Source organism: Actinomyces sp. oral taxon 448 str. F0400 (assembly GCF_000220835.1).
Taxonomy (GTDB): Bacteria; Actinomycetota; Actinomycetes; order Actinomycetales; family Actinomycetaceae; genus Actinomyces.
Map to the genome: position 1 here is coordinate 1095916 of NZ_GL985606.1, position 26067 is coordinate 1121982.

34 protein-coding genes and 1 pseudogene are annotated in these 26067 nt (G+C 67.8%); all 35 read left to right on the top strand.

The window, feature by feature from the left end; translation table 11 throughout:
• Nucleotides 1–77: 77 nt before the first annotated feature.
• The 35 genes and pseudogenes from HMPREF9062_RS04615 (at nt 78) to HMPREF9062_RS04785 (ending at nt 26065) form a co-directional block, all read left to right on the top strand.
• Nucleotides 78–2933: a CshA/CshB family fibrillar adhesin-related protein gene (locus HMPREF9062_RS04615; RefSeq protein ID WP_009748886.1), complete on the top strand. Its 2856-nt coding sequence runs from the start codon at nt 78–80 to the stop codon at nt 2931–2933.
• Between the two features lie 140 nt (nt 2934–3073).
• On the top strand, nt 3074–4657 hold the full coding sequence (locus HMPREF9062_RS04620; protein WP_034253759.1) for a SpaH/EbpB family LPXTG-anchored major pilin: 1584 nt from the start codon (nt 3074–3076) through the stop codon (nt 4655–4657).
• 175 nt (nt 4658–4832) lie between these two features.
• Nucleotides 4833–5825 (top strand): class C sortase, encoded by a 993-nt coding sequence (locus tag HMPREF9062_RS04625; protein WP_009748888.1) that lies wholly within the window; start codon nt 4833–4835, stop codon nt 5823–5825.
• 311 nt (nt 5826–6136) lie between these two features.
• Entirely contained in the window at nt 6137–6445 is a 309-nt protein-coding gene (gene rpsJ, locus HMPREF9062_RS04630) for a 30S ribosomal protein S10 (protein ID WP_003786051.1), read from the top strand.
• Between the two features lie 11 nt (nt 6446–6456).
• On the top strand, nt 6457–7137 hold the full coding sequence (gene rplC, locus HMPREF9062_RS04635; RefSeq protein WP_009748889.1) for a 50S ribosomal protein L3: 681 nt from the start codon (nt 6457–6459) through the stop codon (nt 7135–7137).
• Nucleotides 7138–7141: 4 nt separating this feature from the next.
• Nucleotides 7142–7786, top strand: coding sequence for a 50S ribosomal protein L4 (rplD, locus tag HMPREF9062_RS04640; RefSeq protein WP_009748890.1), 645 nt, complete (start codon nt 7142–7144; stop codon nt 7784–7786).
• Nucleotides 7783–8088 carry a 50S ribosomal protein L23 gene (gene rplW, locus HMPREF9062_RS04645; protein WP_009748891.1) on the top strand — a complete coding sequence of 102 codons (306 nt, stop codon included), beginning with the start codon at nt 7783–7785 and terminating at the stop codon, nt 8086–8088. Before rplD ends, rplW begins: the two co-directional genes overlap by 4 nt.
• 21 nt (nt 8089–8109) lie before the next feature.
• The gene (rplB, locus tag HMPREF9062_RS04650) at nt 8110–8946 is read left to right on the top strand and encodes a 50S ribosomal protein L2 (RefSeq protein ID WP_009748892.1); all 837 of its coding nucleotides are present in this window, start codon (nt 8110–8112) and stop codon (nt 8944–8946) included.
• 12 nt (nt 8947–8958) lie between these two features.
• Nucleotides 8959–9237 (top strand): 30S ribosomal protein S19, encoded by a 279-nt coding sequence (rpsS, locus tag HMPREF9062_RS04655; protein ID WP_009748893.1) that lies wholly within the window; start codon nt 8959–8961, stop codon nt 9235–9237.
• A 29-nt stretch (nt 9238–9266) separates the two neighbouring features.
• The gene (rplV, locus tag HMPREF9062_RS04660) at nt 9267–9644 is read left to right on the top strand and encodes a 50S ribosomal protein L22 (RefSeq protein ID WP_034253760.1); all 378 of its coding nucleotides are present in this window, start codon (nt 9267–9269) and stop codon (nt 9642–9644) included.
• On the top strand, nt 9644–10450 hold the full coding sequence (gene rpsC, locus HMPREF9062_RS04665) for a 30S ribosomal protein S3 (protein WP_009748895.1): 807 nt from the start codon (nt 9644–9646) through the stop codon (nt 10448–10450). The genes rplV and rpsC overlap by 1 nt, the downstream gene beginning before the upstream one ends.
• Nucleotides 10451–10453: 3 nt before the next feature.
• Nucleotides 10454–10873 carry a 50S ribosomal protein L16 gene (gene rplP / locus HMPREF9062_RS04670; protein WP_009748896.1) on the top strand — a complete coding sequence of 140 codons (420 nt, stop codon included), beginning with the start codon at nt 10454–10456 and terminating at the stop codon, nt 10871–10873.
• Complete coding sequence (rpmC, locus tag HMPREF9062_RS04675; protein WP_009748897.1) at nt 10873–11118, top strand: 50S ribosomal protein L29; 246 nt, start codon at nt 10873–10875, stop codon at nt 11116–11118. Before rplP ends, rpmC begins: the two co-directional genes overlap by 1 nt.
• A complete protein-coding gene (gene rpsQ / locus HMPREF9062_RS04680; protein WP_009748898.1) occupies nt 11115–11402 on the top strand; it encodes a 30S ribosomal protein S17 in 288 nt (95 codons plus the stop codon). Before rpmC ends, rpsQ begins: the two co-directional genes overlap by 4 nt.
• A gap of 401 nt (nt 11403–11803) precedes the next feature.
• Nucleotides 11804–12172 carry a 50S ribosomal protein L14 gene (gene rplN, locus HMPREF9062_RS04685; RefSeq protein ID WP_009748899.1) on the top strand — a complete coding sequence of 123 codons (369 nt, stop codon included), beginning with the start codon at nt 11804–11806 and terminating at the stop codon, nt 12170–12172.
• Nucleotides 12173–12174: 2 nt separating this feature from the next.
• Complete coding sequence (gene rplX, locus HMPREF9062_RS04690; protein WP_009748900.1) at nt 12175–12519, top strand: 50S ribosomal protein L24; 345 nt, start codon at nt 12175–12177, stop codon at nt 12517–12519.
• A 2-nt stretch (nt 12520–12521) separates the two neighbouring features.
• On the top strand, nt 12522–13100 hold the full coding sequence (rplE, locus tag HMPREF9062_RS04695; RefSeq protein WP_009748901.1) for a 50S ribosomal protein L5: 579 nt from the start codon (nt 12522–12524) through the stop codon (nt 13098–13100).
• Between the two features lies 1 nt (nt 13101).
• Nucleotides 13102–13287 carry a type Z 30S ribosomal protein S14 gene (locus HMPREF9062_RS04700; protein WP_006548396.1) on the top strand — a complete coding sequence of 62 codons (186 nt, stop codon included), beginning with the start codon at nt 13102–13104 and terminating at the stop codon, nt 13285–13287.
• A gap of 59 nt (nt 13288–13346) precedes the next feature.
• Complete coding sequence (gene rpsH / locus HMPREF9062_RS04705; RefSeq protein ID WP_009748902.1) at nt 13347–13745, top strand: 30S ribosomal protein S8; 399 nt, start codon at nt 13347–13349, stop codon at nt 13743–13745.
• Between the two features lie 21 nt (nt 13746–13766).
• Nucleotides 13767–14306 (top strand): 50S ribosomal protein L6, encoded by a 540-nt coding sequence (gene rplF, locus HMPREF9062_RS04710; protein WP_009748903.1) that lies wholly within the window; start codon nt 13767–13769, stop codon nt 14304–14306.
• A gap of 2 nt (nt 14307–14308) precedes the next feature.
• Nucleotides 14309–14692 carry a 50S ribosomal protein L18 gene (gene rplR, locus HMPREF9062_RS04715; RefSeq protein ID WP_034254726.1) on the top strand — a complete coding sequence of 128 codons (384 nt, stop codon included), beginning with the start codon at nt 14309–14311 and terminating at the stop codon, nt 14690–14692.
• 28 nt (nt 14693–14720) lie between these two features.
• Complete coding sequence (rpsE, locus tag HMPREF9062_RS04720) at nt 14721–15413, top strand: 30S ribosomal protein S5 (RefSeq protein ID WP_034253762.1); 693 nt, start codon at nt 14721–14723, stop codon at nt 15411–15413.
• Nucleotides 15413–15625 (top strand): 50S ribosomal protein L30, encoded by a 213-nt coding sequence (gene rpmD / locus HMPREF9062_RS04725; protein WP_009748906.1) that lies wholly within the window; start codon nt 15413–15415, stop codon nt 15623–15625. Before rpsE ends, rpmD begins: the two co-directional genes overlap by 1 nt.
• A gap of 1 nt (nt 15626) precedes the next feature.
• On the top strand, nt 15627–16145 hold the full coding sequence (rplO, locus tag HMPREF9062_RS04730) for a 50S ribosomal protein L15 (RefSeq protein ID WP_009748907.1): 519 nt from the start codon (nt 15627–15629) through the stop codon (nt 16143–16145).
• 300 nt (nt 16146–16445) lie between these two features.
• Complete coding sequence (gene secY / locus HMPREF9062_RS04735; protein ID WP_009748909.1) at nt 16446–17738, top strand: preprotein translocase subunit SecY; 1293 nt, start codon at nt 16446–16448, stop codon at nt 17736–17738.
• The gene (locus tag HMPREF9062_RS04740; RefSeq protein WP_172634826.1) at nt 17735–18331 is read left to right on the top strand and encodes an adenylate kinase; all 597 of its coding nucleotides are present in this window, start codon (nt 17735–17737) and stop codon (nt 18329–18331) included. The genes secY and HMPREF9062_RS04740 overlap by 4 nt, the downstream gene beginning before the upstream one ends.
• Before the next feature lie 151 nt (nt 18332–18482).
• On the top strand, nt 18483–19364 hold the full coding sequence (gene map, locus HMPREF9062_RS04745; RefSeq protein ID WP_009748912.1) for a type I methionyl aminopeptidase: 882 nt from the start codon (nt 18483–18485) through the stop codon (nt 19362–19364).
• A gap of 293 nt (nt 19365–19657) precedes the next feature.
• Nucleotides 19658–19879, top strand: a complete 222-nt coding sequence (gene infA, locus HMPREF9062_RS04750; RefSeq protein WP_003781847.1) for a translation initiation factor IF-1 — start codon at nt 19658–19660, stop codon at nt 19877–19879.
• Between the two features lie 35 nt (nt 19880–19914).
• Entirely contained in the window at nt 19915–20028 is a 114-nt protein-coding gene (gene rpmJ / locus HMPREF9062_RS04755) for a 50S ribosomal protein L36 (RefSeq protein WP_009748913.1), read from the top strand.
• Between the two features lie 165 nt (nt 20029–20193).
• Nucleotides 20194–20568, top strand: coding sequence for a 30S ribosomal protein S13 (gene rpsM, locus HMPREF9062_RS04760; RefSeq protein ID WP_034254727.1), 375 nt, complete (start codon nt 20194–20196; stop codon nt 20566–20568).
• 73 nt (nt 20569–20641) lie between these two features.
• Nucleotides 20642–21043, top strand: a complete 402-nt coding sequence (gene rpsK, locus HMPREF9062_RS04765; protein WP_009748915.1) for a 30S ribosomal protein S11 — start codon at nt 20642–20644, stop codon at nt 21041–21043.
• A gap of 230 nt (nt 21044–21273) precedes the next feature.
• Complete coding sequence (locus HMPREF9062_RS04770) at nt 21274–22275, top strand: DNA-directed RNA polymerase subunit alpha (RefSeq protein WP_009748916.1); 1002 nt, start codon at nt 21274–21276, stop codon at nt 22273–22275.
• A 34-nt stretch (nt 22276–22309) separates the two neighbouring features.
• Nucleotides 22310–22822: pseudogene (gene rplQ / locus HMPREF9062_RS04775) on the top strand (50S ribosomal protein L17); the annotation flags it as partial.
• A 206-nt stretch (nt 22823–23028) separates the two neighbouring features.
• Nucleotides 23029–24246 (top strand): Ig-like domain-containing protein, encoded by a 1218-nt coding sequence (locus HMPREF9062_RS04780; protein ID WP_172634827.1) that lies wholly within the window; start codon nt 23029–23031, stop codon nt 24244–24246.
• Nucleotides 24247–24523: 277 nt separating this feature from the next.
• Nucleotides 24524–26065, top strand: coding sequence for a GDSL-type esterase/lipase family protein (locus HMPREF9062_RS04785; protein ID WP_083820021.1), 1542 nt, complete (start codon nt 24524–24526; stop codon nt 26063–26065).
• The last annotated feature ends 2 nt before the right edge of the window (nt 26066–26067 follow it).

The following is a 26067-nucleotide window of genomic DNA, read 5'->3' on the forward strand; positions in this document are numbered from 1 at the left end:
ACCTCTTTCCGTACCTGGATGAGCGGGTCCCACCGCGGCGGACCGCCGCGCCCGCCTCCGCAATATGGGAGTGAGTTGTGTCTGTACACCGTGCCGCCCGCATGCTTCGTCGTATCGCCGGCTTCGCCGTCGCGAGCGGGGCTTGCGCGGCCCTTGTCCTGAGCCCGGTCCCGAATTCTGCGCCGGCTCATGCCGATTCCGACGCCACGAGTCTTCCCGCCGTTTTCGCAACCGGCGGTTCGGGCCGTTATGTCAACGCCATCCAGTGGCTTCAGTGGGGGGACTACGAGACCCAGTTCAAAGATCAGGCCAAGCCGAATGTTCCCGTGCTATCGGACGGGCAGACCAAAGATTTCGTCAATGAACGGGACCTGGGTGACGCCGGGAATCTCGTCACGACCTGCACTCTGTCCAACCTCCAGCATCTCGGCCATTCTCCGGACCTGTCCGACCAGCAGTCCAACGGTCCGCTGGTGGCCACCGTCCCCGGAGCCTGGGCGGGCGACGCCCTCGATAATCTCTACAATGTCGGCGGTGCCGGCCAGTGGAGCGACGGCAGCGAGGTCTGGCACGACGGCCTGACCTACCCCCGGGACTACGTCAACAAGAATCAGATGGCCATCGGCCTGGCCAACGGCTACGCCTACAACGGCAGCAGCACATGGGACGGCAAGCCCTGGGGGACGCCGGGCTCCAGCACCGAGCCGACCGGCTACGCCTCCCGCGTGAGCGTGGACTACTCCTGCACGGCCGAGCTCCATGCCCCTGACGGGAACGTCACCTCCGTCCCGGTCGCGGGTCTGGTTTTCGCCGACGCGGAGGCGTCGTCGAGGCGCTACGGCATCAAGTCCTGGGCGACGAGCCAGTGGGCCGACGAATGGGTTCAGGCCAGCACCGACCAGAACGTAACCTGGCGCGTCCTGGACACCATGCGCTCTCAGTCGTGCATCTCCAAGAACACCGGCAAGCAGGTGACCACCGACGCCGAGGTCTCCGACGGCGGCCGCACCCTGCGCCTGATGCCTAGCGACGAGGAGTGCGTCTATCAGAGCGGCGGGTCCTACAGCCGCCCCAACGGTCTGGGCGGCCCCGACGCCGTCATGTTCATGGATGGCGCCACCAAGGCTACGATCACCATGCAGGGGTCGGGTTACTCGGCTGTCGCGCTGGGTCTGATCGTCGCCACCGACTTCGGCGACGCTCCGCAGTCCTACGGCTATTCCGGCGCCCTCTTCCAGCCCACGTGGCAGGGCGGCGAGGTCACCTCGACCACCGACGCCTTCGGCGTGCAGCCCCAGGCCACCATGTCTCTGGATCACAGCGCCCCCCGCCTCGGCGAGCGCATCGACGCCGAGGGCTATCAGAGGTTCAGCGCCGATGCCCGGGGCGATGATGATGACGGCCTGTTCGACGACGAGGACGCCATCGATACCACCACGTGGGACGGCGGTATCCGTACGGCGCCGGGCGAGAACCATACCGAGTCCCTCACCTGCGAGGGCTCGGGGAAGATCGCCGGGTGGATCGATTGGAACAACAACGGCGTCTTCGACGACGCTGAGAAGAGCGATGAGGTGGCCTGCACCGATGGCGCCGCGACGCTGACGTGGAAGGTCCCCGACGATGTGACGAACACCGTGCGCAGCGTCGACGACGAGCCCGGTTCCAAACCCGACAGCTACATGCGCGTGCGCATGACGAACGACAACGGCGGTGACGGCCAGAAGCCCACGGGCATCACCGCGACCGGTGAGGTCGAGGACTACAAGGTCTCCATCCGCATCCCCACCCTCCAGCTGAGCAAGAGCGTGGACAACACCTATGCCTCCGACGAGGTGCCCGGCCTGTCCGCGGATCGGTGGACCGTCGAGGGCAGTTCCGGCGCGATCACCCGCTCCGGCCAGGGCACCACGGGCGACCCGCAGTCCATCCCCCAAGGGGAGGTGTCCCTGTCCGAGAGCTCGGAGGATCCGCAGGCCGCGGGGTACGAGCCCGGCCAGTGGGAGTGCCAGGAGACTGCGGACACCAACGGCGAGTCCTACTCGTCGACGGTCGGCGAATCCAGCAACGGCCAGGCGACGCTGACGGTGCGCAATCAGGACCGCGTCACATGCGCCATCACCAATAAGACGAAGCCGGGCTCTGTGACCTGGAAGAAGCTCGATGCCGATGGGACGACCCTTCTCGGCGGGTCCCAGTGGACCCTGTCGGGGCCCGGCGTCCCCGCTGGCACCCGCGTGACCGACTGTGTCGACACGTGCGCGTCGGGTCCCTACGAGGACCAAGACCCCGAACCGGGCAGGTTCAGCCTGACCGGCCTGACATGGGGCACTTACTCGATCGAAGAGGCCGCGGCGCCCGCGGGCTACACCCCCGCCACCGGCACGTTCACTTTCACTCAGATCACCGGCTCCTCCCTCGAGGGGACGCTGGAGGACGCCGACGGCGTCGTGGATGGTGGCGTGGTCAATGGACGCTTCACCGGTTCGGTGACCTGGACGAAGGTCGACGCGGATAACGCCGCGCCGCTGTCGGGCTCGACCTGGACCCTCACCGGTCCGGACGTGCCCGAGGGCACGGTGATCTCCGACTGCGAGCAGGCCACCTGCGAGCAGGGCCCGTACAAGGACCAGGATCCGGCGCCCGGCTCCTTCAAGGTCAGCGGGCTGGGCTGGAGCGACCAGGCGTACGCCCTGAAGGAGAAGGACGCCCCGGCGGGATACAAGGTGGACAAGAGCTCGCACGAGTTCACGATCGCCCCCGATGGGCTCGACTACTCCTTCGATGCGGCCTTCGAGAATTCCAAGACCACCGTGCCGACGCTGCCGCTGACCGGCGGCCTGGGCATGGACATCTTCCTGATCGGAGGCGGGGTGCTGGCCGCTCTCGCCCTGGTCGCCGGAATCGTGAGGAGGCACCGCGCACACTCCTGAGTAAGCACTGCCATTGAGCGGCGTGAGCCGTGGCGCCCGAGCGGGTCCGTCCCGCGAGGGCGCTCGGCGAACCGCCCGTCCATCCCATCCATCCCGCATCCGCGCGGCTGACCGCGCACGATGAAAGGACACCCCTTCCCATGAGAACCACACCTCGCGGCCTTGGACGCCGCGTGGCCGCCGCCGTCGGCGCCCTTGCTCTCGGCCTCGCCGGCCTGGGGGCCACGACCGCCGCCCAGGCGGCCGACCTCGGCAACATCGACACCGGCAGGACCGGGTCGATCCTCATCCACAAGCACGAGTCCGGCTCGCAGAATGCCAACGGCACCGCCGACGGCCAGACCGCCACCGGCGGCGATGGCGTCGCCGACGTCGTCTTCACGGCCTACAGGATCACCAATCTGGATCTGACCACCCAGTCCGCCTGGGACGGTCTTCAGAGCACCCAGGTCCCGGCCGACGCTTGCGGAGCCGACTTCCAGACCCCGTCACTGGGGTCCTACACCTTCGATGGAGGCAAGGCCAGCGCCGCCACCGACTCGCAGGGCGAGACGAGCATCGGCGACCTGCCGGTCGCGGCCTACCTCGTGTGCGAGACGAGCTCCCCCGGCACCGTCAAGACCAAGGCCGCGCCCTTCCTGGTGACGGTTCCCTTCCCGAACAACTCCGCGAACACCGCCAGCGCCGACGGGAGTTGGCTCTACAACGTCAACGTCTACCCGAAGAACGTCGTCGTGCAGGCCCCGACCAAGACCGTGGACGTGAGCGCCAATGGTTTGAAGAGCGACGCTCAGGTCTCCTACCCGGTGAAGGCGCAGGTGCCGAGCATCGCCTCGACCGACTCCTTCAAGCACTTCATCATCTCCGACCCGCTGGACGCCAGTCTGACGGACGGTCAGGTTGCCTCGGTGACGATCGACGGCGAGGACGTCAGCAGCTCCTACTACACGGTCACGACCGGTCAGACCGTCTCGCTCGGCTTCACCAAGGCGGGCCTGGAGTTCCTCAAGACCAAGCCGAACTCGACCGTCGAGGTCGTCTTCACCGCCAAGGTCGTCACGGTGCCCGACGGCGGCGTCATCGACAACACCGCGACGTTCTACGTCGACACCGTTCCCCAGTCCACCCCGCCGGACAACCCGCCGCTGACCCCTCCGGACGAGCCGGGCACGCCCACCAATAAGGTCGTCACCTCTTGGGGCGACGTCAGGGTCTCCAAGACCGATGCCGACAACAGCAAGGCCCTCCAGGGCGCGACCTTCCAGGTCTACGATGCCCAGGATCCGTACGCCGCCTCGTGCGAGGGCGCGGTCAGGACCGGGGCCCCGATCTCGGTCGACGGCACCACCGAGTTCACCTCCGACGGAGATGGCGTGGTGTCCATCGCGGGCCTGTTCGTCGATAAGAAGAACGGAGCTCCCGGCGAGGCCTCCGTCACCCCGGACCACGCTCAGCGCTGCTACGTCCTGGTCGAGACGGCCGCTCCGGCCGGATACGTCCTGCCCTCCAGCGCGGACACGCCCCTGACGGTCAAGACCGGCGTCACGGCGACCGGCTCCTACGACCTGACCGTCACCAACACCAAGCAGAACGTGCCCCAGCTCCCGCTCACCGGTGCGAACGGCCGTCTGCTCCTGATGGCGCTCGGCATCATCCTCGTCGCCATCGCCGGTGGCTCGGCCCTCGTCGCCCGCTCCCGCAGGACGCGCGAGCAGAAGAGCTGAGTCCGCGCCGGGCCCCTGTCCGATGCCGTGCGGCGCATGCCGGCGCGTGGCGGCACGTGCCGACGCGTGAGAGCCATCGGCGCCGGCAGGAGCCCGAGCCCTGCACCTCAGCGGCGTGGCGGGGAGGCCCGAGGCCTCCCCGCCACGCCGCACCCCGACCAGGAGACCTACCGCCATGAGCTCTTTGCGGACTCGTACGCGTCTTCGCCCACGGCGTCCTCAACGCCCCCGCCCCGCCGGCGAGTCCCTCAGCGGTCCTGCCGGTGGACCCGCCGGGGGCGCGGCCGGGACCGCCCGAGGGGGGCGCCGCTGGCGTCTGTCGCGCTTCTCCCTCGTCCCCGCCCTCCTCGCCCTGATCGGCATGCTGACGTTCACCTACCCGACGGCGGCGAGCTGGTTCTCCCAGTACAACCAGTCCCGGGTGGTCGCCGACTACGCCGACGCCGTCGACCAGGCCTATCCGGATGCCGCCACCCAGCTCGCTCAGGCTCATGAGTACAACGACGCGCTGAGCTCCGGGGCCGTGCTCGAGGCCAACAACCACATACCCGTTGGAGCAGGGGACTCCTCGGGAACCGGCACGGACCTGGAGTACAACTCCATTCTGGACGCCAACGGCGCCGGCCTCATGGCCCGCCTGCGCATCCCATCGATCGATCTGGACCTGCCCGTCTACCACGGCACCGCGGACCAGACCCTCCTGGAGGGATTGGGGCACCTGGAGGGGACCTCCCTGCCCGTGGGCGGCGTCGGCACCCGAGCCGTCATCACCGGGCACCGTGGTCTGGCCAACGCCACCATGTTCACCAATCTCGACAAGGTCGGCGAGGGGGACACCTTCACCATCGAGGTCTTCGGCGAGGTGCTGACCTACCGCGTGGCGCAGACCAAGGTCGTCGAACCGGAGCAGACCGAGGAGCTGCGGGCCGACCCGGATCGCGACCTGGTCACCCTCGTGACCTGCACGCCGCTGGGGATCAACACCCACCGCATCCTCGTCACGGGGGAGCGGATACCCACGCCCGATCAGGACACCGCCCCGGGCGAGCGTCCGGATGTGCCCAGATTCCCGTGGTGGGCGGTCGCGTTGGGGATCGGCGTGGTGCTCGACGCGGTCTACGTGTGGCGCGCCGGCTACCCGCCCAAGGCCCGCAAGCACCGGGCCTGACCGGCCCGACGCGCTCGGCGTGCGACGCGCCCGAACGCGTGGACTGGGTGGGCGGTCTCACAGGGGCGAGGCCGCCCCTCCGCTTCCGCGTCACGGGATGTCACTGCTAGCGTTGTCGGGCCGAGCGGGCCTGGTGCCCGGCTCGGCCGCTTCCCGGGATCGATCCCGGGACTCAGTCTGACGGATCCGGTGGCCACCGGGTTCCGTGTGTCCAGACCGGCCCATCTTCTTCACAGCGTAGTCTGAGCTTCGTCTCACGACACGCCCGAGTGCGTGGACCGGTCGAACGAAAGCAAGAGAGGTGAGGCGCCATGGCGGGACAGAAGATCCGCATCCGGCTCAAGTCCTACGACCACGAGGTCATCGACTCCTCAGCGCGCAAGATCGTCGACGTCGTGACCCGCGCGGGTGCGACGGTCGTGGGCCCCGTGCCGCTGCCGACCGAGAAGAACGTGTTCTGCGTCATCCGGTCGCCGCACAAGTACAAGGACAGCCGTGAGCACTTCGAGATGCGCACGCACAAGCGGTTGATCGACATCGTCGATCCGACGCCGAAGGCCGTCGACTCGCTTATGCGGCTCGACCTGCCGGCCGACGTCAACATCGAAATCAAGCTCTGAGGTAAGAGGCCATGACTACGCTGAACCAGCCGGCCGCCGCCGCGCCCACCAGGGCACTGCTCGGCACCAAGCTCGGCATGACGCAGATCTGGGACGAGAAGGGCGTCCTGCGCCCCGTCACGGTCGTACGCGTCGACACCAATGTCGTGACCCAGATCCGTACGATCGAGACCGACGGGTATGAGGCCGTCCAGCTCGCCTTCGGCGAGATCGACGAGCGCAAGGTCACCAAGCCCCTCAAAGGCCATTTCGACAAGGCGGGGGTCTCTCCTCGTCGGCACGTGGCCGAGGTGCGCACCTGTCTGGCCGGCGAATTCGCTCCCGGCCAAGAGCTCGATGCGAAGACTTTCGAGGTCGGTCAGCTGGTCGATGTCACCGGCACCTCCAAGGGCAAGGGTTTCGCGGGCGTCATGAAGCGCCACGGCTTCAAGGGCGTCTCCGCATCCCACGGTGCGCACCGCAACCATCGCAAGCCCGGCTCGGTCGGCGCCTGCGCCACTCCGGGCCGCATCTTCAAGGGCCTGCGCATGGCCGGCCGCATGGGTCATGCCACCACCACTGTCCAGAACCTGAAGGTTCGCGGCGTCGACGCCGACAAGGGCGTGCTCCTCGTGGGCGGCGCCGTTCCCGGTCCCAAGGGCGCGGTCGTCGTCGTCCGCACCGCCGTGAAGTCCGCCGTGAAGGGAGCCTGACACCATGGTAGAGCCACTCTCCGTCGCGATCGTCGACTCGAAGGGCGAGCGGACCGGCACGGCCGAGCTGCCCGCCGAGATCTTCGACGTCGAGCCCAATATCCCGCTCATGCATCAGGTGGTCGTGGCTCAGCTCGCCGCGGCCCGCCAGGGCACCCACGCCACCAGGACCCGCGGCATGGTTCGCGGTGGTGGCCGCAAACCCTACCGTCAGAAAGGGACCGGCCGCGCCCGCCAGGGCTCGATCCGCGCCCCGCAGTTCGCCGGCGGCGGCACTGTGCACGGCCCGCAGCCGCGCAATTACGCCCAGCGCACGCCCAAGAAGATGAAGGTCGCCGCCCTGCGCTCGGCACTGTCGGATCGCGCCCGCAACGGCCGCGTCCACGTCATCACCGAGTTCCTCGTGGCCGACAGGCCCTCCACCAAGCAGGCGCTGTCGGGGCTGCGCAACCTGACCGATCGCAAGGCGCTGGTCGTCGTGCCCCGTGAGGACGCCCTGTCCTTTCTGAGCCTGCGCAACCTGCCCGATGTCCTCGTGATCCGGGCCGACCAGCTCAACACCTACGACGTCCTCAACAGCGACGACGTCGTCTTCACTGCTGCCGCCCTGGATCGCTTCCTGGGCAGGAGCGAGGAGGAGTCCAAGTGAGCCTCGAGAAGTCCAAGAACCCCCGCGACGTCATCGTCGCGCCGGTCGTCTCCGAGAAGTCCTACGCCTGTATGGACCGCGGACAGTACACGTTCCTCGTCGCGCCGGGGTCCAACAAGACCGAGATCAAGCAGGCCATCGAGGCGATCTTCGACGTCAAAGTCGCCTCGGTCAACACCCAGAACCGTCAGGGCAAGACCCGCCGCACCCGCACGGGCACGGGGAAGTCGAAGGACACCAAGCGCGCGATCGTCACGCTGCGCGAGGGCACCATCGACATCTTCGGCGACGTGGCGAACTGACACGGAAGGGAGAGGATCGACATGGGAATCCGTAAGTACAGGCCGACGACGCCGGGGCGCCGCGGCTCCTCCGTGGCCGACTTCGTCGAGATCACGCGCAGCGAGCCCGAGAAGTCCCTCGTTCGTCCGCTGTCCAAGACCGGCGGCCGTAACAACCACGGTCGGGTGACCACCCGTCACAAGGGCGGTGGGCACAAGCGCGCCTACCGCATCATCGACTTCCGTCGGGCGGACAAGGATGGCGTGCCGGCCAAGGTCGCTCACATCGAGTACGACCCCAACCGCACCGCCCGCATCGCCCTGCTGCACTACGTCGACGGCGAGAAGCGCTACATCCTCGCGCCGAACCGGCTCGGCCAGGGAGACATGGTCGAGGCCGGGGCGAATGCCGACATCAGGCCCGGCAACAACCTGCCGCTGCGCGCCATCCCCACCGGCACCGTCGTGCACGCCGTCGAGCTGCGCCCTGGCGGCGGCGCCAAGATCGCTCGTTCCGCCGGGACCTCGGTGCAGCTGGTCGCCAAGGAGGGCAAGTACGCGCAGCTGCGCATGCCCTCCGGCGAGGTCCGCAACGTCGAAGCCGCCTGCCGCGCCACGGTCGGCGAGGTCGGCAACGCCGAGCAGTCCAACATCAGCTGGGGCAAGGCCGGCCGCATGCGCTGGAAGGGCGTGCGTCCGACCGTTCGCGGTGTCGTCATGAATCCCGTCGATCACCCGCACGGCGGTGGTGAGGGCCGTACCTCCGGTGGTCGCCATCCCGTCTCACCGTGGGGCAAGCCCGAGGGCCGTACCCGTCGTCCCAACAAGTCCAGCGACCGCCTCATCGTGCGTCGTCGTCGGACCGGCAAGAAGCGCTGATAGGAGCCTGGTATGCCGCGCAGTCTGAAGAAGGGACCCTTCGTCGACGATCACCTTCAGAAGAAGGTGGACGCCCAGAACGAGAAGGGCACCAAGAATGTCATCAAGACCTGGTCCCGTCGTTCGGTCATTACCCCGGACTTCCTCGGACACACCTTCGCCGTCCACGACGGCCGCAAGCACGTCCCGGTCTTCATCACCGAGTCCATGGTGGGCCACAAGCTCGGCGAGTTCGCTCCGACCCGCACCTTCCGCGGGCACGTCAAGGACGACCGCAAGTCGCGTCGCTGACGCCGGTGGAAGTCAGAGAGGCAGAGAACATGGAAGCCAAGGCGCAGGCAAAATATGTGCGCTGCACGCCGATGAAGGCGCGTCGCGTTGTGGACGTCGTTCGCGGCAGACGCGCTGTCGAGGCCGTGGGTGTGCTCCGTTTCGCTCCGCAGGCCGCTGCGGTCCCGGTGCGCAAGGTCATTGAGTCCGCCATCGCCAATGCCCGGTTCAAGGCCGAGCGCGACGGCGAGCGCTTCGATGAGAACGAACTGTTCATCACGGAGGTGTACGCCGACGAGGGCCCGACCCTCAAGCGATTCCGCCCCCGCGCTCAGGGGCGTGCCGGACGGATCCTCAAGCGGACCAGCCACATCACCGTCATCGTCGGCGACCGCGCCGACTCCACCGAGAAGGAAGGAGCCCGGTAATGGGGCAGAAGGTCAACCCGACCGGGTTCCGCCTGGGCATTACGACGGACCACCGTTCGCGTTGGTTCGCCGACTCCACCAAGCCCGGTCAGCGCTACCGCGACTTCGTGGACGAGGACGTCAAGATCCGTCGTCTCATGAGCAGCGGCATGGAGCGCGCCGGCATCTCCAAGGTCGACATCGAGCGCACCCGGGACCGGGTCCGCGTCGATCTGCACACCGCGCGGCCCGGCATCGTCATCGGTCGCCGCGGTGCTGAGGCCGAGCGTCTGCGCGCCTCGCTCGAGAAACTGACCGGCAAGCAGGTCCAGCTCAACATCCTCGAGGTCAAGAACCCCGATATGGACGCCCAGCTCGTCGCTCAGGGCATTGCCGAGCAGCTCGCCAGTCGTGTCTCCTTCCGCCGCGCCATGCGCAAGGGCATGCAGTCGGCCGCGCGCGCCGGGGCCAAGGGCATTCGCGTGCAGTGCTCCGGCCGCCTGGGCGGGGCCGAGATGAGCCGTTCGGAGTTCTATCGCGAGGGCCGTGTGCCGCTGCACACCCTGCGGGCGAACATCGACTACGGCTTCTACGAGGCCAAGACCACCTTCGGCCGTCTCGGCGTCAAGGTGTGGATCTACAAGGGCGATATGACCGAGCGCGAGTTCGCCCGTCAGCAGGCCGAGTCCAGCCCGCGCGGTCGTGGCGGCCGGGGCGAGCGCCGCGGGGGCCGTCGGGCGGACCGCGCTCAGCGCCGCAGTGAGCAGCAGGCCGAGCAGACCCCGGCCACCGAGAACGCTGCCGCAGACAAGGGAAGGGAGGCCTGAATCGTGCTCATCCCCCGTCGAACCAAGTTCCGCAAGCAGCACCGTCCGCACCGTACGGGCCTGTCCAAGGGCGGCAATCGGATCGCCTTCGGCGATTACGGCATCCAGGCCCTCGAGCCCGCCTACGTCACCAATCGCCAGATCGAGGCGGCGCGTATCGCCATGACCCGTCACATTAAGCGCGGCGGCAAGGTGTGGATCAATATCTTCCCCGACCGCCCGTTGACCAAGAAGCCCGCCGAGACGCGTATGGGCTCGGGTAAGGGGGCTCCCGAGTGGTGGATCGCCAACGTCAAGCCCGGACGCATCATGTTCGAGCTCGGCGGCGTCGACGAGGCGCTCGCCCGTGAAGCCATGCGTCGTGCGCAGCACAAGCTTCCGATGAAGACCCGTTTCGTGACTCGTGAGGGTGGTGACGTCTGATGGCCATCGGTTCGAAGGATCTGACTCCGGCCGACCTGGACGCCATGGACAACGAGCGCCTCGCCGAGGAGCTCTCCAAGGCCAAGGCTGAGTTGTTCAACCTCCGGTTCGCCGCGGCGACCGGACAGCTCGAGGACCACGGCCGACTCAAGGCCGTGCGTCGCGACATCGCCCGTATCCATACGATCGTGCGCGAGCGTGAGCTCGGCATCCGCACCGCCCCGAGCAGTCAGGAGTCCAAGTGAGCGAGCAGAACACCACCAGTGTCGAGCCGCGGGAGCGCGGCCAGCGCAAGGTCCGTCGTGGATACGTCGTGTCCGACAAGATGGACAAGACCGTCGTCGTGGAGGTCGAGGAGCGTTACAAGCACTCGCTCTACGGCAAGGTCCTCCGTCGCTCCAAGAAGGTCAAGGTCCATGACGAGCGCAATGAGGCTCGTCCCGGTGATCTCGTGAGGATCATGGAGACGCGTCCGCTCAGCGCCACCAAGCACTGGCGTCTCATCGAGATCATCGAGAAGGCCAAGTGATCATCCGCTGACCCCGGTGCCGACGGCCGAACCCGGTGGCACTGCGGAGAGCTCGCATTGTCGCCGCCACCCCACGGGTGGCGGCGACAATGCGAGCTCTCCGCTCGGCGGGTCGATGAGAGAGGACGTCGGTGAGCAAAGGCACAGGATCGCTCGGCTCGCTGCGGTTCCGCGGGATACTGGGCTTGCACTAGGCTGCGAGGGTTGCGTGCGTCCCGGTGCGCCCGTCAGAGACCTTGCGCAGAGCCCGTGCTTCGAGCGCCTGCGTCTGACGGTCCCGGACCGGGGACTCCGCCCGCCCTCGGCGGGCGGAGCAGTGCGCAAGAGAAGAAGGAACGTTCGGCTAGGCTCATTCGCCCTCGGGGGAGTCGAGAACCGGCTCGACGACAGGAGAACACTCAATGATCCAGCAGGAGTCGCGACTGAAGGTCGCCGACAACACCGGTGCCAAGGAGATCCTGTGCATCCGTGTGCTCGGCGGCTCGGGTCGGCGCTATGCGGGCATCGGCGACACGATCGTCGCCACCGTGAAGGACGCCATCCCCGGCGGCAACGTCAAGAAGGGCGAGGTCGTCAAAGCGGTTGTCGTGCGCGCCGCCAAGGAGCGTCGCCGTCCGGACGGCTCGTACATTCGTTTCGATGAGAACGCCGCCGTCATCCTCAGGAACGACGGCGAACCGCGCGGCACGCGCATTTTCGGCCCCATCGGCCGTGAGCTTCGCGAAAAGAAGTTCATGCGCATCGTTTCGCTCGCCCTGGAGGTGATCTGAATATGGCACGTATTAAGAAAGGCGATCAGGTCATCGTCATCGCGGGTAGGGACAAGGGGAAGACGGGGCGCGTCCTGCGAGTTCTGCCCGACGCCGACCGCGTCGTCGTCGAGGGCATTCAGCGCGTGACCAGGCACGTCAAGGCCGGGCAGTCCGCTCAGGGAGCCCGCACCGGCGGCATCGAGACCGTCGAGGCCCCGATCCACGCCTCCAACGTCATGCCCGTGGATCCTAAGACCAAGAAGCGCACCCGCGTCGGCTTCCGCGTCGAGGAAGGGGAGCGCCCCGATGGTCGTAAGCGCACCGTCCGCGTGCGCTATGCCAAGAAGTCCGGGGAGGATCTGTGACTATGAGTTCTGAGACTGCCGGCGTGACCGCCACGATCACCCCCCGACTGAAGGCCCGGTACACCCGGGACGTGCGCCCGGCGTTGCGCGAGGAGTTCCAGCACGGCAACATCATGGAGGTCGGGCGCGTTGTCAAGGTGGTCGTCAACATGGGCGTGGGCGAGGCCGCTCATGACTCCAAGATGATCGAGGGGGCCGTGCGCGACCTGGCGTCCATCACCGGGCAGAAGCCCCAGATCACCCGAGCCCGCAGGTCCATCGCGCAGTTCAAGTTGCGCGCGGGCCAGCCGATCGGCGCGCACGTCACGCTGCGCGGCGACCGCATGTGGGAGTTCCTCGATCGCCTTATCTCGATCGCGCTTCCCCGGATCCGCGACTTCCGTGGACTGTCCCCTAGGCAGTTCGACGGCAACGGAAATTACACCTTCGGTCTCACGGAGCAGTCCGTGTTCCACGAGATCGATGCTGATTCGATCGACCGCGTGCGCGGTATGGACATCACCGTGGTGACCACGGCCAAGACCGACGAGGAGGCCCGCTCGCTGCTGAGGCAGCTCGGCTTCCCCTTCAAGGAGAAGTGACATGGCGAAGACCGCTCTTATCGAGAAGGCCAACCGCAAGCCGAAGTTCGCAGTTCGCGCCTACACGCGCTGCCAGCGCTGCGGCCGTCCGCACTCGGTGTATCGCAAGTTCGGCCTGTGCCGTATCTGCCTGCGTGAGATGGCCCTGGGCGGCCAGCTCCCTGGTGTGAGCAAGTCCAGCTGGTAAGAAACACACGTCGCAGGTCCGAGGAGGAAACCGCGACGAGGAAGGGCGCAGGCCCACTCATGACTATGACAGATCCGATCGCAGACATGCTGACTCGTCTGCGCAACGCAAACAACGCCTACCACGAGACCGTCTCCATGCCGTCGAGCAAGCTCAAGGTGAACATCGCCTCGATGCTCAAGGCGGAGGGCTACATCGCCGGCTACGAGGTTGCGGACGCCGCGGTGGGCAAGACGCTCACGTTGAGCTTGAAGTACGGGGCTAACCGCCGTCGGGCCATCCAGGGCCTCAAGCGCGTCTCCAAGCCGGGCCTGCGCGTCTACGCCAAGTCCACGAACCTGCCCAAGGTCCTCGGCGGTCTGGGGGTGGCCATCCTGTCCACCTCCTCCGGCCTGCTGACCGATAGGCAGGCCGAGTCCAGAGGCGTCGGCGGCGAAGTGCTCGCCTACGTCTGGTGAGAGAGGGAACGGAGGAAAATCATGTCTCGCATCGGACGACTTCCCGTTCCGGTTCCCACCGGCGTGGACGTCACCATCGACGGCAATGACGTGACGGTCAAGGGTCCCAAGGGGACTCTATCCCGCACGATCAGTGCGCCGCTGAGCGTGACCCGGCAGGATGACGGCACCATTCTGGTGACCCGTCCCGACGACGAGCGCGAGTCCCGCTCGCTGCACGGCCTGTCGCGTACGCTCATTAACAACATGGTCGTCGGCGTGACCGAGGGCTACTCCAAGCAGCTCGAGATCGTTGGCACCGGATACCGCGCGGCTCAGAAGGGCGCCGGAGTCGAACTCTCGCTCGGTTTCTCCCACACCGTCGTCGTCGAGCCCCCCGCGGGCATCGATCTCAAAGTCGAGGGGAACCTGAGGATCATCGTCTCCGGCATCTCCAAGGAGCAGGTCGGCGAGGTCGCTGCGAATATCCGCAAGATCCGTCCGCCTGAGCCCTACAAGGGCAAGGGCGTGCGCTATGCCGGTGAGAACGTGCGTCGCAAGGTCGGAAAGGCTGGTAAGTGACCATGGCGTACTCGATCAAGAGGAAGAAGAACTCAAAGGCGGTCGCCCGCAGGCTGCGCCACCAGCGCGTGCGCAAGCGCATCAGCGGTACCCCGCAGCGCCCGCGTCTGGTCGTCACCCGCTCCAATCGCCACATGGTGGCCCAGCTCGTCGACGACACCGTCGGTCACACGCTGTGCTCGGCCTCGACCCTCGAGAAGGCCATTAAGGAGGTCGAGATCGAGGGCCATAAAGTCGGCGCCGCCCGCAGGGTCGGCGAGCTCGTGGCCGAGCGCGCCAGGGCCCTGGGCATCGAGTCGATCGTCTTCGACCGCGCCGGTTACAAGTACCACGGACGCGTGGCGGCCGTAGCCGAGGGCGCCCGCGAGGGCGGCCTGGTGTTCTGAGCCGGACGACGAGAAAGCAGAGGAATATCTGATGTCACCGCAGCGAGACAGGTCCGTGTCGTCCAGCGGCTCGGCCCAGCGCGAGAACGGCCGCGGTCGTCGCGACCGCAACAACGACCGCCGCGACCGCAGTGGCCGCGGCAATGACGACAAGTACATCGAGCGCGTCGTCACCATCAATCGCGTGTCCAAGGTCGTCAAGGGCGGCCGCCGTTTCACCTTCACGGCGCTGGTCGTCGTCGGTGACGGTGAGGGCACCGTGGGCGTGGGCTACGGCAAGGCGAAGGAGGTCCCGTCCGCCATCGCCAAGGCTGTCGAGATCGCGAAGAAGAACTTCTTCCACGTCCCGATGATCCGTCGCACCATCCCGCATCTGACGCAGGGCGAGGACTCCGCCGGGGTCGTCCTCCTGCGCCCGGCGTCCCCCGGAACCGGGGTCATCGCCGGCGGCCCGGTGCGGGCCGTGCTGGACTGCGCCGGCGTCCACGACATCCTGTCGAAGTCGCTCGGCTCCTCCAATGCGATCAACATCGTCCATGCGACCGTCGATGCGCTCAAGGGGCTTGAGCAGCCCGAGGCCGTCGCAGCCCGACGCGGACTGCCCCTGGAAGACATCGCCCCGCAGTCCATGCTGCGGGCCCGCGCCGAGGGTGAGGCCGACAAGCGCGCCGAGGCCGAGAAGAAGGAGGCCGACAAGGCCGCTGAAGGAGTGGGTGCGTGATGGCTGAGGCAGCATCGGAGCGACTGGAGCAGTCGCAGCGGATCAGGGTGACCCAGGTACGTTCGAGCATCGGCGGTACGCGCCGTCAGCGTGAGACGCTCAGGTCGCTCGGCCTGCGCAGGATCCGCCAATCCGTCGTCCGCGAGGACAGCGCCTCCGTGCGCGGCATGATCGCCACGGTGTCGCATCTTGTCACCGTTGAGGAGGCCTGAAATGGCTGACGCCAGGAAGACCGGGGCCGGCGAGGGCCCCGAGAACGAGCAGAAGAGGGCGCGGATCATCAAGCTGCACGACCTGCGCCCCGCCCCGGGGTCCAAGAAGGCCAAGACCCGAGTGGGTCGCGGTGAGGGCTCCAAGGGCAAGACCGCCGGCCGCGGGACCAAGGGCACCAAAGCGCGCCGCCGGGTGCGTCCCGGTTTCGAAGGCGGCCAGATGCCGCTGCACATGCGCTTGCCCAAACTGCGCGGTTTCAAGAATCCCAACCGGGTGGAGTACCAGCCCGTCAACGTCGGTCGCATCGCCGAGCTGTTCCCCGTCGGCGGCTCGGTGACCGTCGAGGATCTCGTCGCCAAGGGCGCCGTCCGCAAGGGCCGCCTGGTCAAGGTCCTGGGCTCGGGCGAGGTGGATGTCAGGCTCGACGTCGTCGTCGACGCCTGGTCCGGCTCCGCCAAGGAGAAGCTCGAGGCCGCCGGCGGCTCCGTGACCGCTCGCGAGCAGGCGGTGGACGCCTGACCGGGACGCGCTGATGACCGGACCCGCCCTGGTGGTGGCGCAGCGGCCGCTGCGCCACCACCAGGGCGGGTCAGCACGTGCGGCGTGCGCGCGTTCCATCATGCAAGCTCCGCCGCGCGTGCTGCACGGCGCGGGGACCGGCGAGGCGTGACGGATACCCTGTTGCGACCGGGCGGCGTCCGGTTAACAGCCGCCGAATGCAGGGTAGGGTGGCCAGCGGCGCTTTCCCGGCGCCGGAGCGCCAGCGCCCGGATCGGGTCGGCGGCGCCCTGAGAATCTTCCGCGACTACAGGAGACCGAGTGCTCAGCGCGTTCATGCAGGCGTTCAGGACGCCGGACCTCAGGTCGAAGCTCCTCTTCACCCTCGGCATCATGGCCCTGTTCCGCCTCGGGTCGATTCTGCCGACCCCGGGCGTCGACATGGCCAACGTCCAGAAGTGCATCGGGGAGAGTCAGGACGCGGGGCTGCTGAACCTGATCAACATCTTCTCCGGTGGAGCTCTGCTTCAGCTGAGTGTGTTCGCGCTGGGCATCATGCCCTACATCACGGCGTCGATCATTATCCAGCTGCTGCGCGTGGTGATCCCGCACTTCGAGGAGCTCTACAAGGAGGGGCAGTCGGGCACCGCCAAGCTCACCGAGTACACGCGCTACCTCACGATCGGCCTGGGCGTCCTCCAGTCCGCGACCATCGTGGCCACCGCCGCCAACGGCAAACTCTTCCAGAACTGCAGCGTATCCGTCGTCCCCAATGACTCCGCCCTCAACATGGCGGTCATGGTCGTCACCATGACTGCTGGCACCGGCCTGATCATGTGGTTGGGCGAGCTCATCACCGAGAAGGGCATCGGCAATGGCATGTCGCTGCTCATCTTCACCTCGATCGTGGCGCGCATGCCGCAGAACCTGTTCTCCATCATCGGGGGCAACGGCGGCGTCTCGAAGTTCCTCGCCGTCGTCGCCGTGATCCTCGTGGCCACCATCGCCGTCGTCTTCATCGAGCAGGCCACGCGCCGTATCCCGGTCCAGTACGCCAAGCGCATGGTCGGACGGCGCCAGTACGGCGGCTCGACCACCTACATCCCCATCAAGATCAACACCGCGGGCGTCATCCCGGTCATCTTCGCCTCCTCGATCCTGTCCATGCCTCAGCTCGTAGCTCAATTCGGCAGCCCCGCCAGCTCGTGGGTGCAGTGGATCGACAAGAACCTCCAGCAGACCGCGCCGGTCTACCTCGTCGGTTACGGCGTCCTCATCCTCTTCTTCACTTTCTTCTACACCGCGATCACCTTCAACCCCGAGGAAATCGCGGACAACATGAAGAAGTACGGCGGATTCATTCCCGGGATCCGCGCCGGCGAGCCGACGGCGCGCTACCTCGGATACGTCATTAACCGCGTGACGGTGGCGGGTTCGCTCTACCTCGTCGTCCTGGCCCTCCTGCCGACTATCGCGGTGATGTGGCTGGGCCTGTCCCAGAACCTGCCGTTCGGCGGCACGACCATTCTCATCATGGTCGGAGTCGGCCTTCAGACGGTCAAGGAGATCAACTCCCAGCTTCAGCAGCGCCACTACGAAGGGTTCCTCTCATGAGCGCACGCATGGTCCTCCTCGGCCCGCCCGGGGCCGGCAAAGGCACCCAGGCGGCCCGCATCTGCGGGCGCCTGTCCATCCCCGCCATTTCCACCGGCGATATCTTCCGCGCCAATGTCGCCGGTGCCACCGAGCTCGGCAGGCGGGCCCAGCAGTACATGGACAGAGGTGAGTACGTGCCCGACTCCGTGACCAACGCGATGGTCAGGAGCCGGCTGGCGGCCGACGATGCCGCGCGGGGCTTCCTCCTGGACGGTTACCCCCGTACCGAGGGGCAGGTTCACGAGTTGGACGCCATCCTGGCCGCCTCCGGTCTCGCCCTCGACATCGTTCTGGAGATCACCGCCGACTCCGAGGCCGTCGTCGCCCGCCTCCTCACACGGGCGAGTGAGCAGAATCGTGCGGACGACACCGAGTCGGTCATCCGTCACCGCCTCGAGGTCTACGCCGAGCAGACGGCGCCGCTGGCCGCGCTTTATCGCGACCGCGGGCTGCTCGTGCAGGTCGACGGCATCGGCGCCGTCGACGAGGTCACCGAACGCATAATGACGGCGCTCGTTCCCCGACTCAGCGCCCGCGGCGTCACGGCCTGAGCGGGTGCGCGGGGTCGGCCGACCCCGCGCCGAACGCGTCGATCGACCTCCCACCGATGACGCCCGGGCCGCCGAGCGGCCCTCCCCACCTCCCCGTCCCGGCACGGCCGGCTCTCGGCCAGTGTCCCGTCACCACACGCAGGAGGAAGCGGTGCGACCGCGCAAACGTCTTGAGCTCAAGACGCCCGATCAGGTGCGCCACATGCGGCGCGCGGGCCTTGTCGTCGCCGACATCCACGCCGCGCTGCGCGAGGCGGTGCGTCCGGGAGTGACCACCGCAGAGCTCGACGCGGTGAGCGCCGCGACCATTCGCGGCGCCGGCGCCCGCTCGAACTTCCTGGGCTACTACGACTACCCGGCCACCGTGTGCATTTCGGTCAATGAGGAGGTCGTGCACGGCATCCCGGGTGAACGGGTGCTCCAGGAAGGGGATCTGGTCACCTTCGACTGCGGCGCCTGCGTCCTCGACGACGACGGGACCCAGTGGCACGGCGATGCCGCCTTCACCACCGTCGTCGGTGGGCGCTACGCCAGTCGGGCCGATCGGATCCTGGACGCCACGACTCGTCGGGCCCTGTGGGCGGCCATCGCCGCTCTCGCCCGCGCCGTCGCCGGCGAGGCCTCCGGGCGGGCCGGGCGCCTGAACACGGTGGGCGACGCCGTTGAGGACGTCGTCGCCAAGGCCCACCGCAGCTACGGCGTTGAGATGGGCATTCTTCAGGAGTACGTCGGTCATGGGATCGGCACGGCCATGCACATGGCGCCCGACGTCCTGAACTACTCGGTACGGCGCCGGGGCCCCCGCCTCAAGCCGGGCATGGTGCTCGCCGTCGAGCCGATGCTCACCGCCGGCGATCCCGAGATCTGCGAGCTCGACGACGGGTGGACGGTCGTGACCGCCGACGGATCCCACGCCGCCCAGTGGGAGCACACGGTGGCGCTGGTCCCCGGCGGTGTGTGGGTGCTGACAGCCTCCGACGGCGGGGTGGAGGGGCTGGCGCCCTACGGCATCGAGCCGCGTCCACTGCGCTGAGCGGTCGTGCTCCGTTGAACCGGACGCTCACGAGAGCACCGGGCCCCGCCGAAGGGGCCGACGAGCCGTGTGGTTGGGAACACCGCGCTGGTGCTGGATCTCACGTGGTGGTCGGCGAGAGGATTGACGTATTGTAAGCAGTCGGTGCGCCAGACGGCCCGGCGTGCTCATGTCCGGTGTTCGCTCGGGGTTCCGCGGCTTCGTCGTGGCACTGGTGAGTCGGCGGGTACGAGCGTGCCGTCCGGCGGCGTTGTCGTTGGAGAACCCGAGCGAGAGAGCACCGACGGAGGAACATGGCTAAGAAGGACGGCGTCATCGAGGTCGAGGGATCGGTCGTCGAGGCCCTTCCGAACGCGATGTTCCGGGTGGAGCTGAGCAATGGGCACGTCGTGCTCGCGCACATCTCCGGCAAGATGCGGCAGCATTACATCCGCATCCTCCCCGAGGACCGCGTGGTCGTGGAGCTGAGCCCTTATGACCTGTCCCGCGGCCGCATCGTCTACCGGTACAAGTGACAGTCCTCCCCGTCAGGGGATGACGGAGGAACATCATGAAGGTCAAGCCGAGCGTCAAGAAGATCTGTGACAATTGCAAGGTGATTCGTCGCCACGGTCGTGTCATGGTTATCTGCGACAACCCCCGGCACAAGCAGCGTCAGGGCTGAGCCCTCGCCCACGGCCGCCGGTCGGCGGCCGCATCAGCACTCGTCCCAGCGGCGACCGGCTCGCGTCGGCCCGCAACCCCCGGTCCCCGGAGGCCGGGGCCGCCCGAACAGATGACGGAGGAGACGGGTGACGACCTCCGGGAGCACAGCAGGAGAACCACAACCGTGGCACGTATTTCCGGTGTCGATCTGCCTCGCGAGAAGCGAGTCGAGGTCGCTCTCACCTATATCTTCGGGATCGGCCGTACTCGTGCGGACGAGACCCTCGCGGCCACCGGGGTCAATCCCGACACCCGCGTTAAGGACCTCACCGAGGACGAACTGGTCGCCCTGCGCAGCCACATCGAAGCGAGTTATCGCGTCGAGGGGGATCTGCGCCGTGAGGTTCAGGCCGACATCCGCCGCAAGATCGAGATCGGCTGCTACCAGGGCCTGCGACACCGTCGGCACCTGCCGGTCCACGGCCAGCGCACCAAGACCAACGCGCGCACCCGCAAGGGGCCCAAGCGCACCGTGGCCGGTAAGAAGAAGGCCAAGTAAGCGGTAAGCAGCAGCAGTTCATACCGCGGGCCCCGCCCGCCGTGGAACGACGACCTCAACCGAAGAAGGAAGAATGCCTCCCAAGACCCGCTCCGCTGCGCGCAAGCCGCGCCGTAAGGACCGCAAGAACGTCACTCACGGTCATGCCTACATCAAGTCCACCTTCAACAACACCATCGTGTCGCTGACCGACCCGCACGGCGCCGTCATCGCCTGGGCCTCCTCCGGCCAGGTCGGCTTCAGGGGCTCGCGCAAATCCACGCCCTACGCCGCTCAGCTGGCCGCGGAGGCCGCCGCCCGTCGCGCGCAGGAGCACGGCATGAAGAAGATCGACGTCTTCGTCAAGGGTCCGGGCTCCGGTCGCGAGACCGCCATCCGCTCCCTCCAGGCCGCCGGTCTCGAGGTGGGCTCCATCACGGACGTGACCCCTCAGGCTCACAACGGCTGCCGGCCGCCCAAGCGCCGCCGCGTCTGAGCCCCCGCACCGGGCCCGCGGGAGCCCGGCCGGGGCCAACACGACCGGAAGGCCCTCGATACGCCAGCGCTGGCATCGCTCCCGGCGACGGGCCGGGGACGGCACCGGCCGAATGGCTGAACGGACCCGCCCCGCCGGGGCGGGCGGGCCGCCGTCCGGGATGATCCCGAAGGCGGCCGCACCATGAGGAACGGCGTCATATAGCGGGCGCCGCGACGAAAGGATACCCAGTGCTCATCGCACAGCGACCCACGCTCTCCGAGGAGGTCATCGAGGAGGACCGCCGTTCGCGGTTCGTCATCGAGCCCCTCGAACCCGGTTTCGGCTACACTCTCGGAAACTCCATGCGCCGCACGCTGCTGTCGTCCATTCCGGGCGCGGCCGTCACGAGTGTGCGCATCGACGGAGTCCCGCACGAGTTCCGCACCATCGCCGGGGTCAAAGAGGATGTCGCGCAGATCATCCTCAACATCAAGGAGATCGTGCTCTCGAGCGAGAACGACGAGCCCGTCGTCATGTACCTGCGCAAATCCGGCCCGGGCATCGTCACCGCGGGTGATATCACTCCTCCCGCCGGCGTCGAGATCCACAATCCGGAGCTGGTCATCGCCACGCTCAACGAGAAGGGGAAGCTCGAGATCGAGTTGACGGTCGAGCGCGGTCGCGGCTACGTGTCCGCCAATCAGAACAAGGATCCGAACGCAGAGATCTCCCGCATTCCCGTGGACTCGATCTACTCGCCGGTCAAGAAGGTCTCCTACGCCGTCGAGGCCACCCGCGTCGAGCAGCGTACCGACTTCGACCGTCTCGTCGTTGACGTTGAGACGAAGGCCTCCATCACGCCCCGCGACGCGTTGGCCTCCGCCGGCAAGACGCTGGTCGAGCTTTTCGGTCTGGCCCGCGAGCTCAACGTTGAAGCTGAGGGCATCGAGGTCGGCCCTTCGCCCATGGATCAGGCCCTCCAGCAGGATCTCGCGCTCATGATCGACGAGCTGGACCTGCAGGCCCGCTCCTCCAACGCCCTCAAGCGGGAGGGGATTCACACCGTCGGTGAGCTCGTTGCGCGCAGCGAGGCGGATCTGCTCGACATCCGCAACTTCGGTGCCAAGTCGATCTCTGAGATCAAGGAGAAACTGGCCGAGCTGGGGCTGTCCCTCAAGGGCTCCCCGATCGACTACGTCTCCGAGAACGATTACACCAGCCCCACCTTCAGCGACGAGCAGCAGGCCTGAGCCCGCCCGTCATTCCACCTAGGAGACACACACTATGCCCCGCCCCACCAAGGGCCCCCGTCTGGGCGGCTCTGCCCAGCACGAGCGCCACATGCTGGCCAACCTCGCCACGCAGCTGTTCATCCACGAGTCCATCACGACGACGCAGGCCCGCGCCCGCCGCCTGCGTCCCTATGCGGAGAAACTCATCACCAAGGGCAAGCGCGGCGACCTCCACGCCCGCCGTACCGTGATGAAGAAGATCACGGACAAGTACGCTGTCTACCGTCTCTTCGATGAGCTCGCCCCTAAATTCGCCAATCGTGACGGCGGTTACACTCGTATTGTCAAGACTCTGCCGCGCAAGGGCGATAACGCTCCTATGGCCGTGATCTCTCTCGTGCTCGAGCCCGTGGCCAGGAAGGAGGCCGTGGCCGACGCCGTCGGCACCGCCAGGAGGGCGGCCTCCGCAGGTGAGTCCACGACGTCCCCGCGGAAGAGCGCGCAGCGGGCCGAGGAGGGGACGGCGGCTGCGGCCCCGACCGACGACGCCTCCTCCGCCGAGGCCGACACCTGAGCCTCCGGTACCTGCCGCACCGTGGGGTCCGATCGCGTCGCGCGAGCGGGCCCCACGGTTTTCCGTTCCCGTTTCTGAATGACATGTTTGTCGTGACAAGACTCACGCACAACGTGTCTCATGCGGTTCCACTTCGATCGCGATCGCGCTAAGGTGAATTCGTCTCCAAGTCGTAATCCAACCCCCATGGAGTTCCCATGCCCCAGACACGATCAGCATTGAGCAGGCGCGCTGCTCCCGCGGTGGTACGGCGCCTCGTCGGCGCCCTCGCCGCCACCGGCCTCGCCACGACCCTGGGATGGGCGGCGCTGGCCTCACCCGCGGCTCAGGCCTCCGACGACGTCACGGTCTCCAATGTCACGACCACCTCGGAGAAGGCCGAGACGTGGGCCACGGTCAACCTCACCGCCGACTGGAGTGCCGACCACCCGACCGCGGGGCAGACCCTCACCGTCACTCTCGGCGACGGCCTCAAGTGGCCCGATGGCCTCGACTTCAAGCTCATCAACAAGGACGCTCCCGACGTGTCGATCGGCGACTGCGCCGCCGCTGCGGACACCGGGACCCTTACCTGCACCCTCAACAAGAACGTCGAGCAGTGGAACCACGTCGACGGCAGCCTGTGGGCCCACGGACAGCTGACTGACCAGGCCGTGGGCAAAACCTCCCTGAGCGTCACCGTCAACGACCGGACCGCCACCGTCGTCCCCGGCGACGGCAATGGGGACGGCACCTGCGACGCCGGCTGCGGCGGCGTCACCGCGCCTCCGGCGGACAAGGACACCCACAAGTCCGGCTGGTTCACGAAGAAGGAGGACGGCACCTACACCTGGACCTGGGACGTCAACGTCAACGGGTCCAAGGAGTACACGGTCGTTGATCACAATGCCACGTTCCAGGAGGTCGCCTGCACGGACTCCGACTGGACCAAGTCCTGGAAGCCCGAGAACGTGACCACCAACGGCGACTCCGTGCACTGGACGGTCCCCTCCGCCGACACCGTGTGCCACGCCCGCTATACCACGCAGACCACGACTGACAGCGCTTCGAACACGGCGACGGTCAATGACAAGCAGTACGACGCCACGACCGACGCGCAGGCGATCGGCGGCGGTGACGGCGTCGGTGTCGCGGCTCCTCCGAGCACGACGTCCACCCCGAGCGCGACGCCGTCCGCCTCGCCCACTCCGACGCCCACCCCGTCGGAGACCTCGTCCGCTCCGGCGGTTCCGCCCAGCAGCACGCCGAGTGAGTCCGCTCCGGTTGCCACTCCTCCCAGCGCCACCCCCTCCAAGACGCCCGGGACTCCGTCCCTCGCCCGTACCGGTGCCGCTGCCGCTACCGCCGGTCTGGTCGCTGTTGTCGCCATGGCCGTCGGTGGCGTCGGGCTGGCCGTCTCACGCCGTCGCGCCTGAGGCGAGCCGCGCCCACGACGGCGCCCTGCTGCGGCGCGGGTGCGCCCGATCGACCACGCACCGGTCCCCCGGCTCGCATGAGCCGGGGGACCGGTGCGTTCACGCGGGGCCGCCGCGATCGTCCGCGGCCGGCCTCGGTCGAGCGCCGCCGGTCGTCTCGCGCTCCGGGACGCGACCGGGACGACCGCGGGGAACCCTCATGAAAGCGCTGGCGGGACGCTAGAGTAATCGCCGAAGCCCCACCCTAGCTTCCGCCATCGACACGAAGGTTCCCCTGATGATTCCCGGTTCCCGCTCCCTGGTCTCCCTGCCTCGGCTTTCCCGTACCGGCAGGCCCCTCGCCGGTCTGCTCATCGTGCTGACGGCGCTGGCGCCGCCCCTCGCCGTCTCCGGCCCCTGGGCGGCGGTCGCGGCGGGAGCCGTGAGCGTGCCTCAAGGCGTCTACGCGGCCCTGGGCGACTCCTACGCCTCGGGAAGCGGGATTGCTCCTTACGCTCCGGGGACGGACGGCGCGGACGGGAACGGCTGTCGGCGCTCGACCGCCGCCTATCCGCACCGGGTCGGGCAGGACGTCGACCGGCGGTTGAGCTTCCACGCCTGCGCAGGCGCTCGCACGAACGATTTCTATCAGGCCAAGGCGCAGGACGAGCCGGCCCAGCTCGATCAGCTCGGTCGGGACACGGGACTGGTCACCTTCTCCATCGGCGGGAACGACGTCGGGTTCGCCGACGTGATGCGCGACTGCATCGACGGCCTGGAACTGCTGCCGTTCAAGACCTGCCACGGCGAAGAGCGCATCACCGGCCGGGTCGACGCGGCGCTCGACGCGCTGCGGGGCACGGGCGCCCAGGCGGATGTGCACAGTTACGACGCCATCTTGGACGACATCGGATCGCGCGCTCCCGACGCCGAGGTCGTCGCCGTCGGATACCCGCCCCTCTTCCCGGCCGAGGGCGGCGGGGGAGGAATGCTGTCCGACCGCTGCGAGGGCGTGAAGAAGGCGGACCAGCGCTGGATGGTGGAGAAGACCAACGAGCTCAACGGAATCGTGCAGGCCGCGGCCCAGCGTCACGGGGCCCTCTTCGCCGATCCGTCGGCCGGTTTCGCGGGCCACGAGCTGTGCGGGCAGGATCAGGCCTGGTTCGGCGGACTCCTGTCCGCCGTCCCCTTCCACCCCACGCAGGACGGGCACGCCGCCATCGCTCAGGACATCCTCACGACCCTGGGGGCGCAGGACGGACGGGCCGCCGCACCCGGCTGGGCGGACGCGACGCACTGGGCGGACATGGAGGCCGACGAGCGTCCGACGGGGGAGGTCGCCGTGACGCGCTCGGGCGATCAGTTGTCGCTCGACGCCTCCGGATCCACCGACGCCGACGGACGGATCGTCGACGTCGACTGGTACGTCGAGCACGCCGACGGCTCGCAGGAGGTGCTCACGGGGGAGCGGGTCGACGCCGCCGTGCCTGCCGGTGAGCCGGCCTCTGTGACCGCCGTCGTCACCGACGACAAGGGCCTGACGGACTTCGTCACCCGGGTCGTCCCCGTCTGCGCGCGTGAGACCGACGGCGGCGCGGTGGGACGGGATGTCGTCGTCTACGGTACCGAGGTGATGCCCGTGTCCTCCGTCGACCTCGGCACCCTGTCCTGGAGCACCACCGGTGAGAAGGTGCAGGACGTCCAGGTGGGGGACGTCGACGGCGATGGTCTGGACGATCTCGTCGCTCCCGCCGCGCCCGAGCGCGACGGCCAGCTGTGCCTCCGGGGCGCCCTGACCGACGGCGACGCCCTGGATGTCTGCGTTCAGGCGGATTCGTGAAT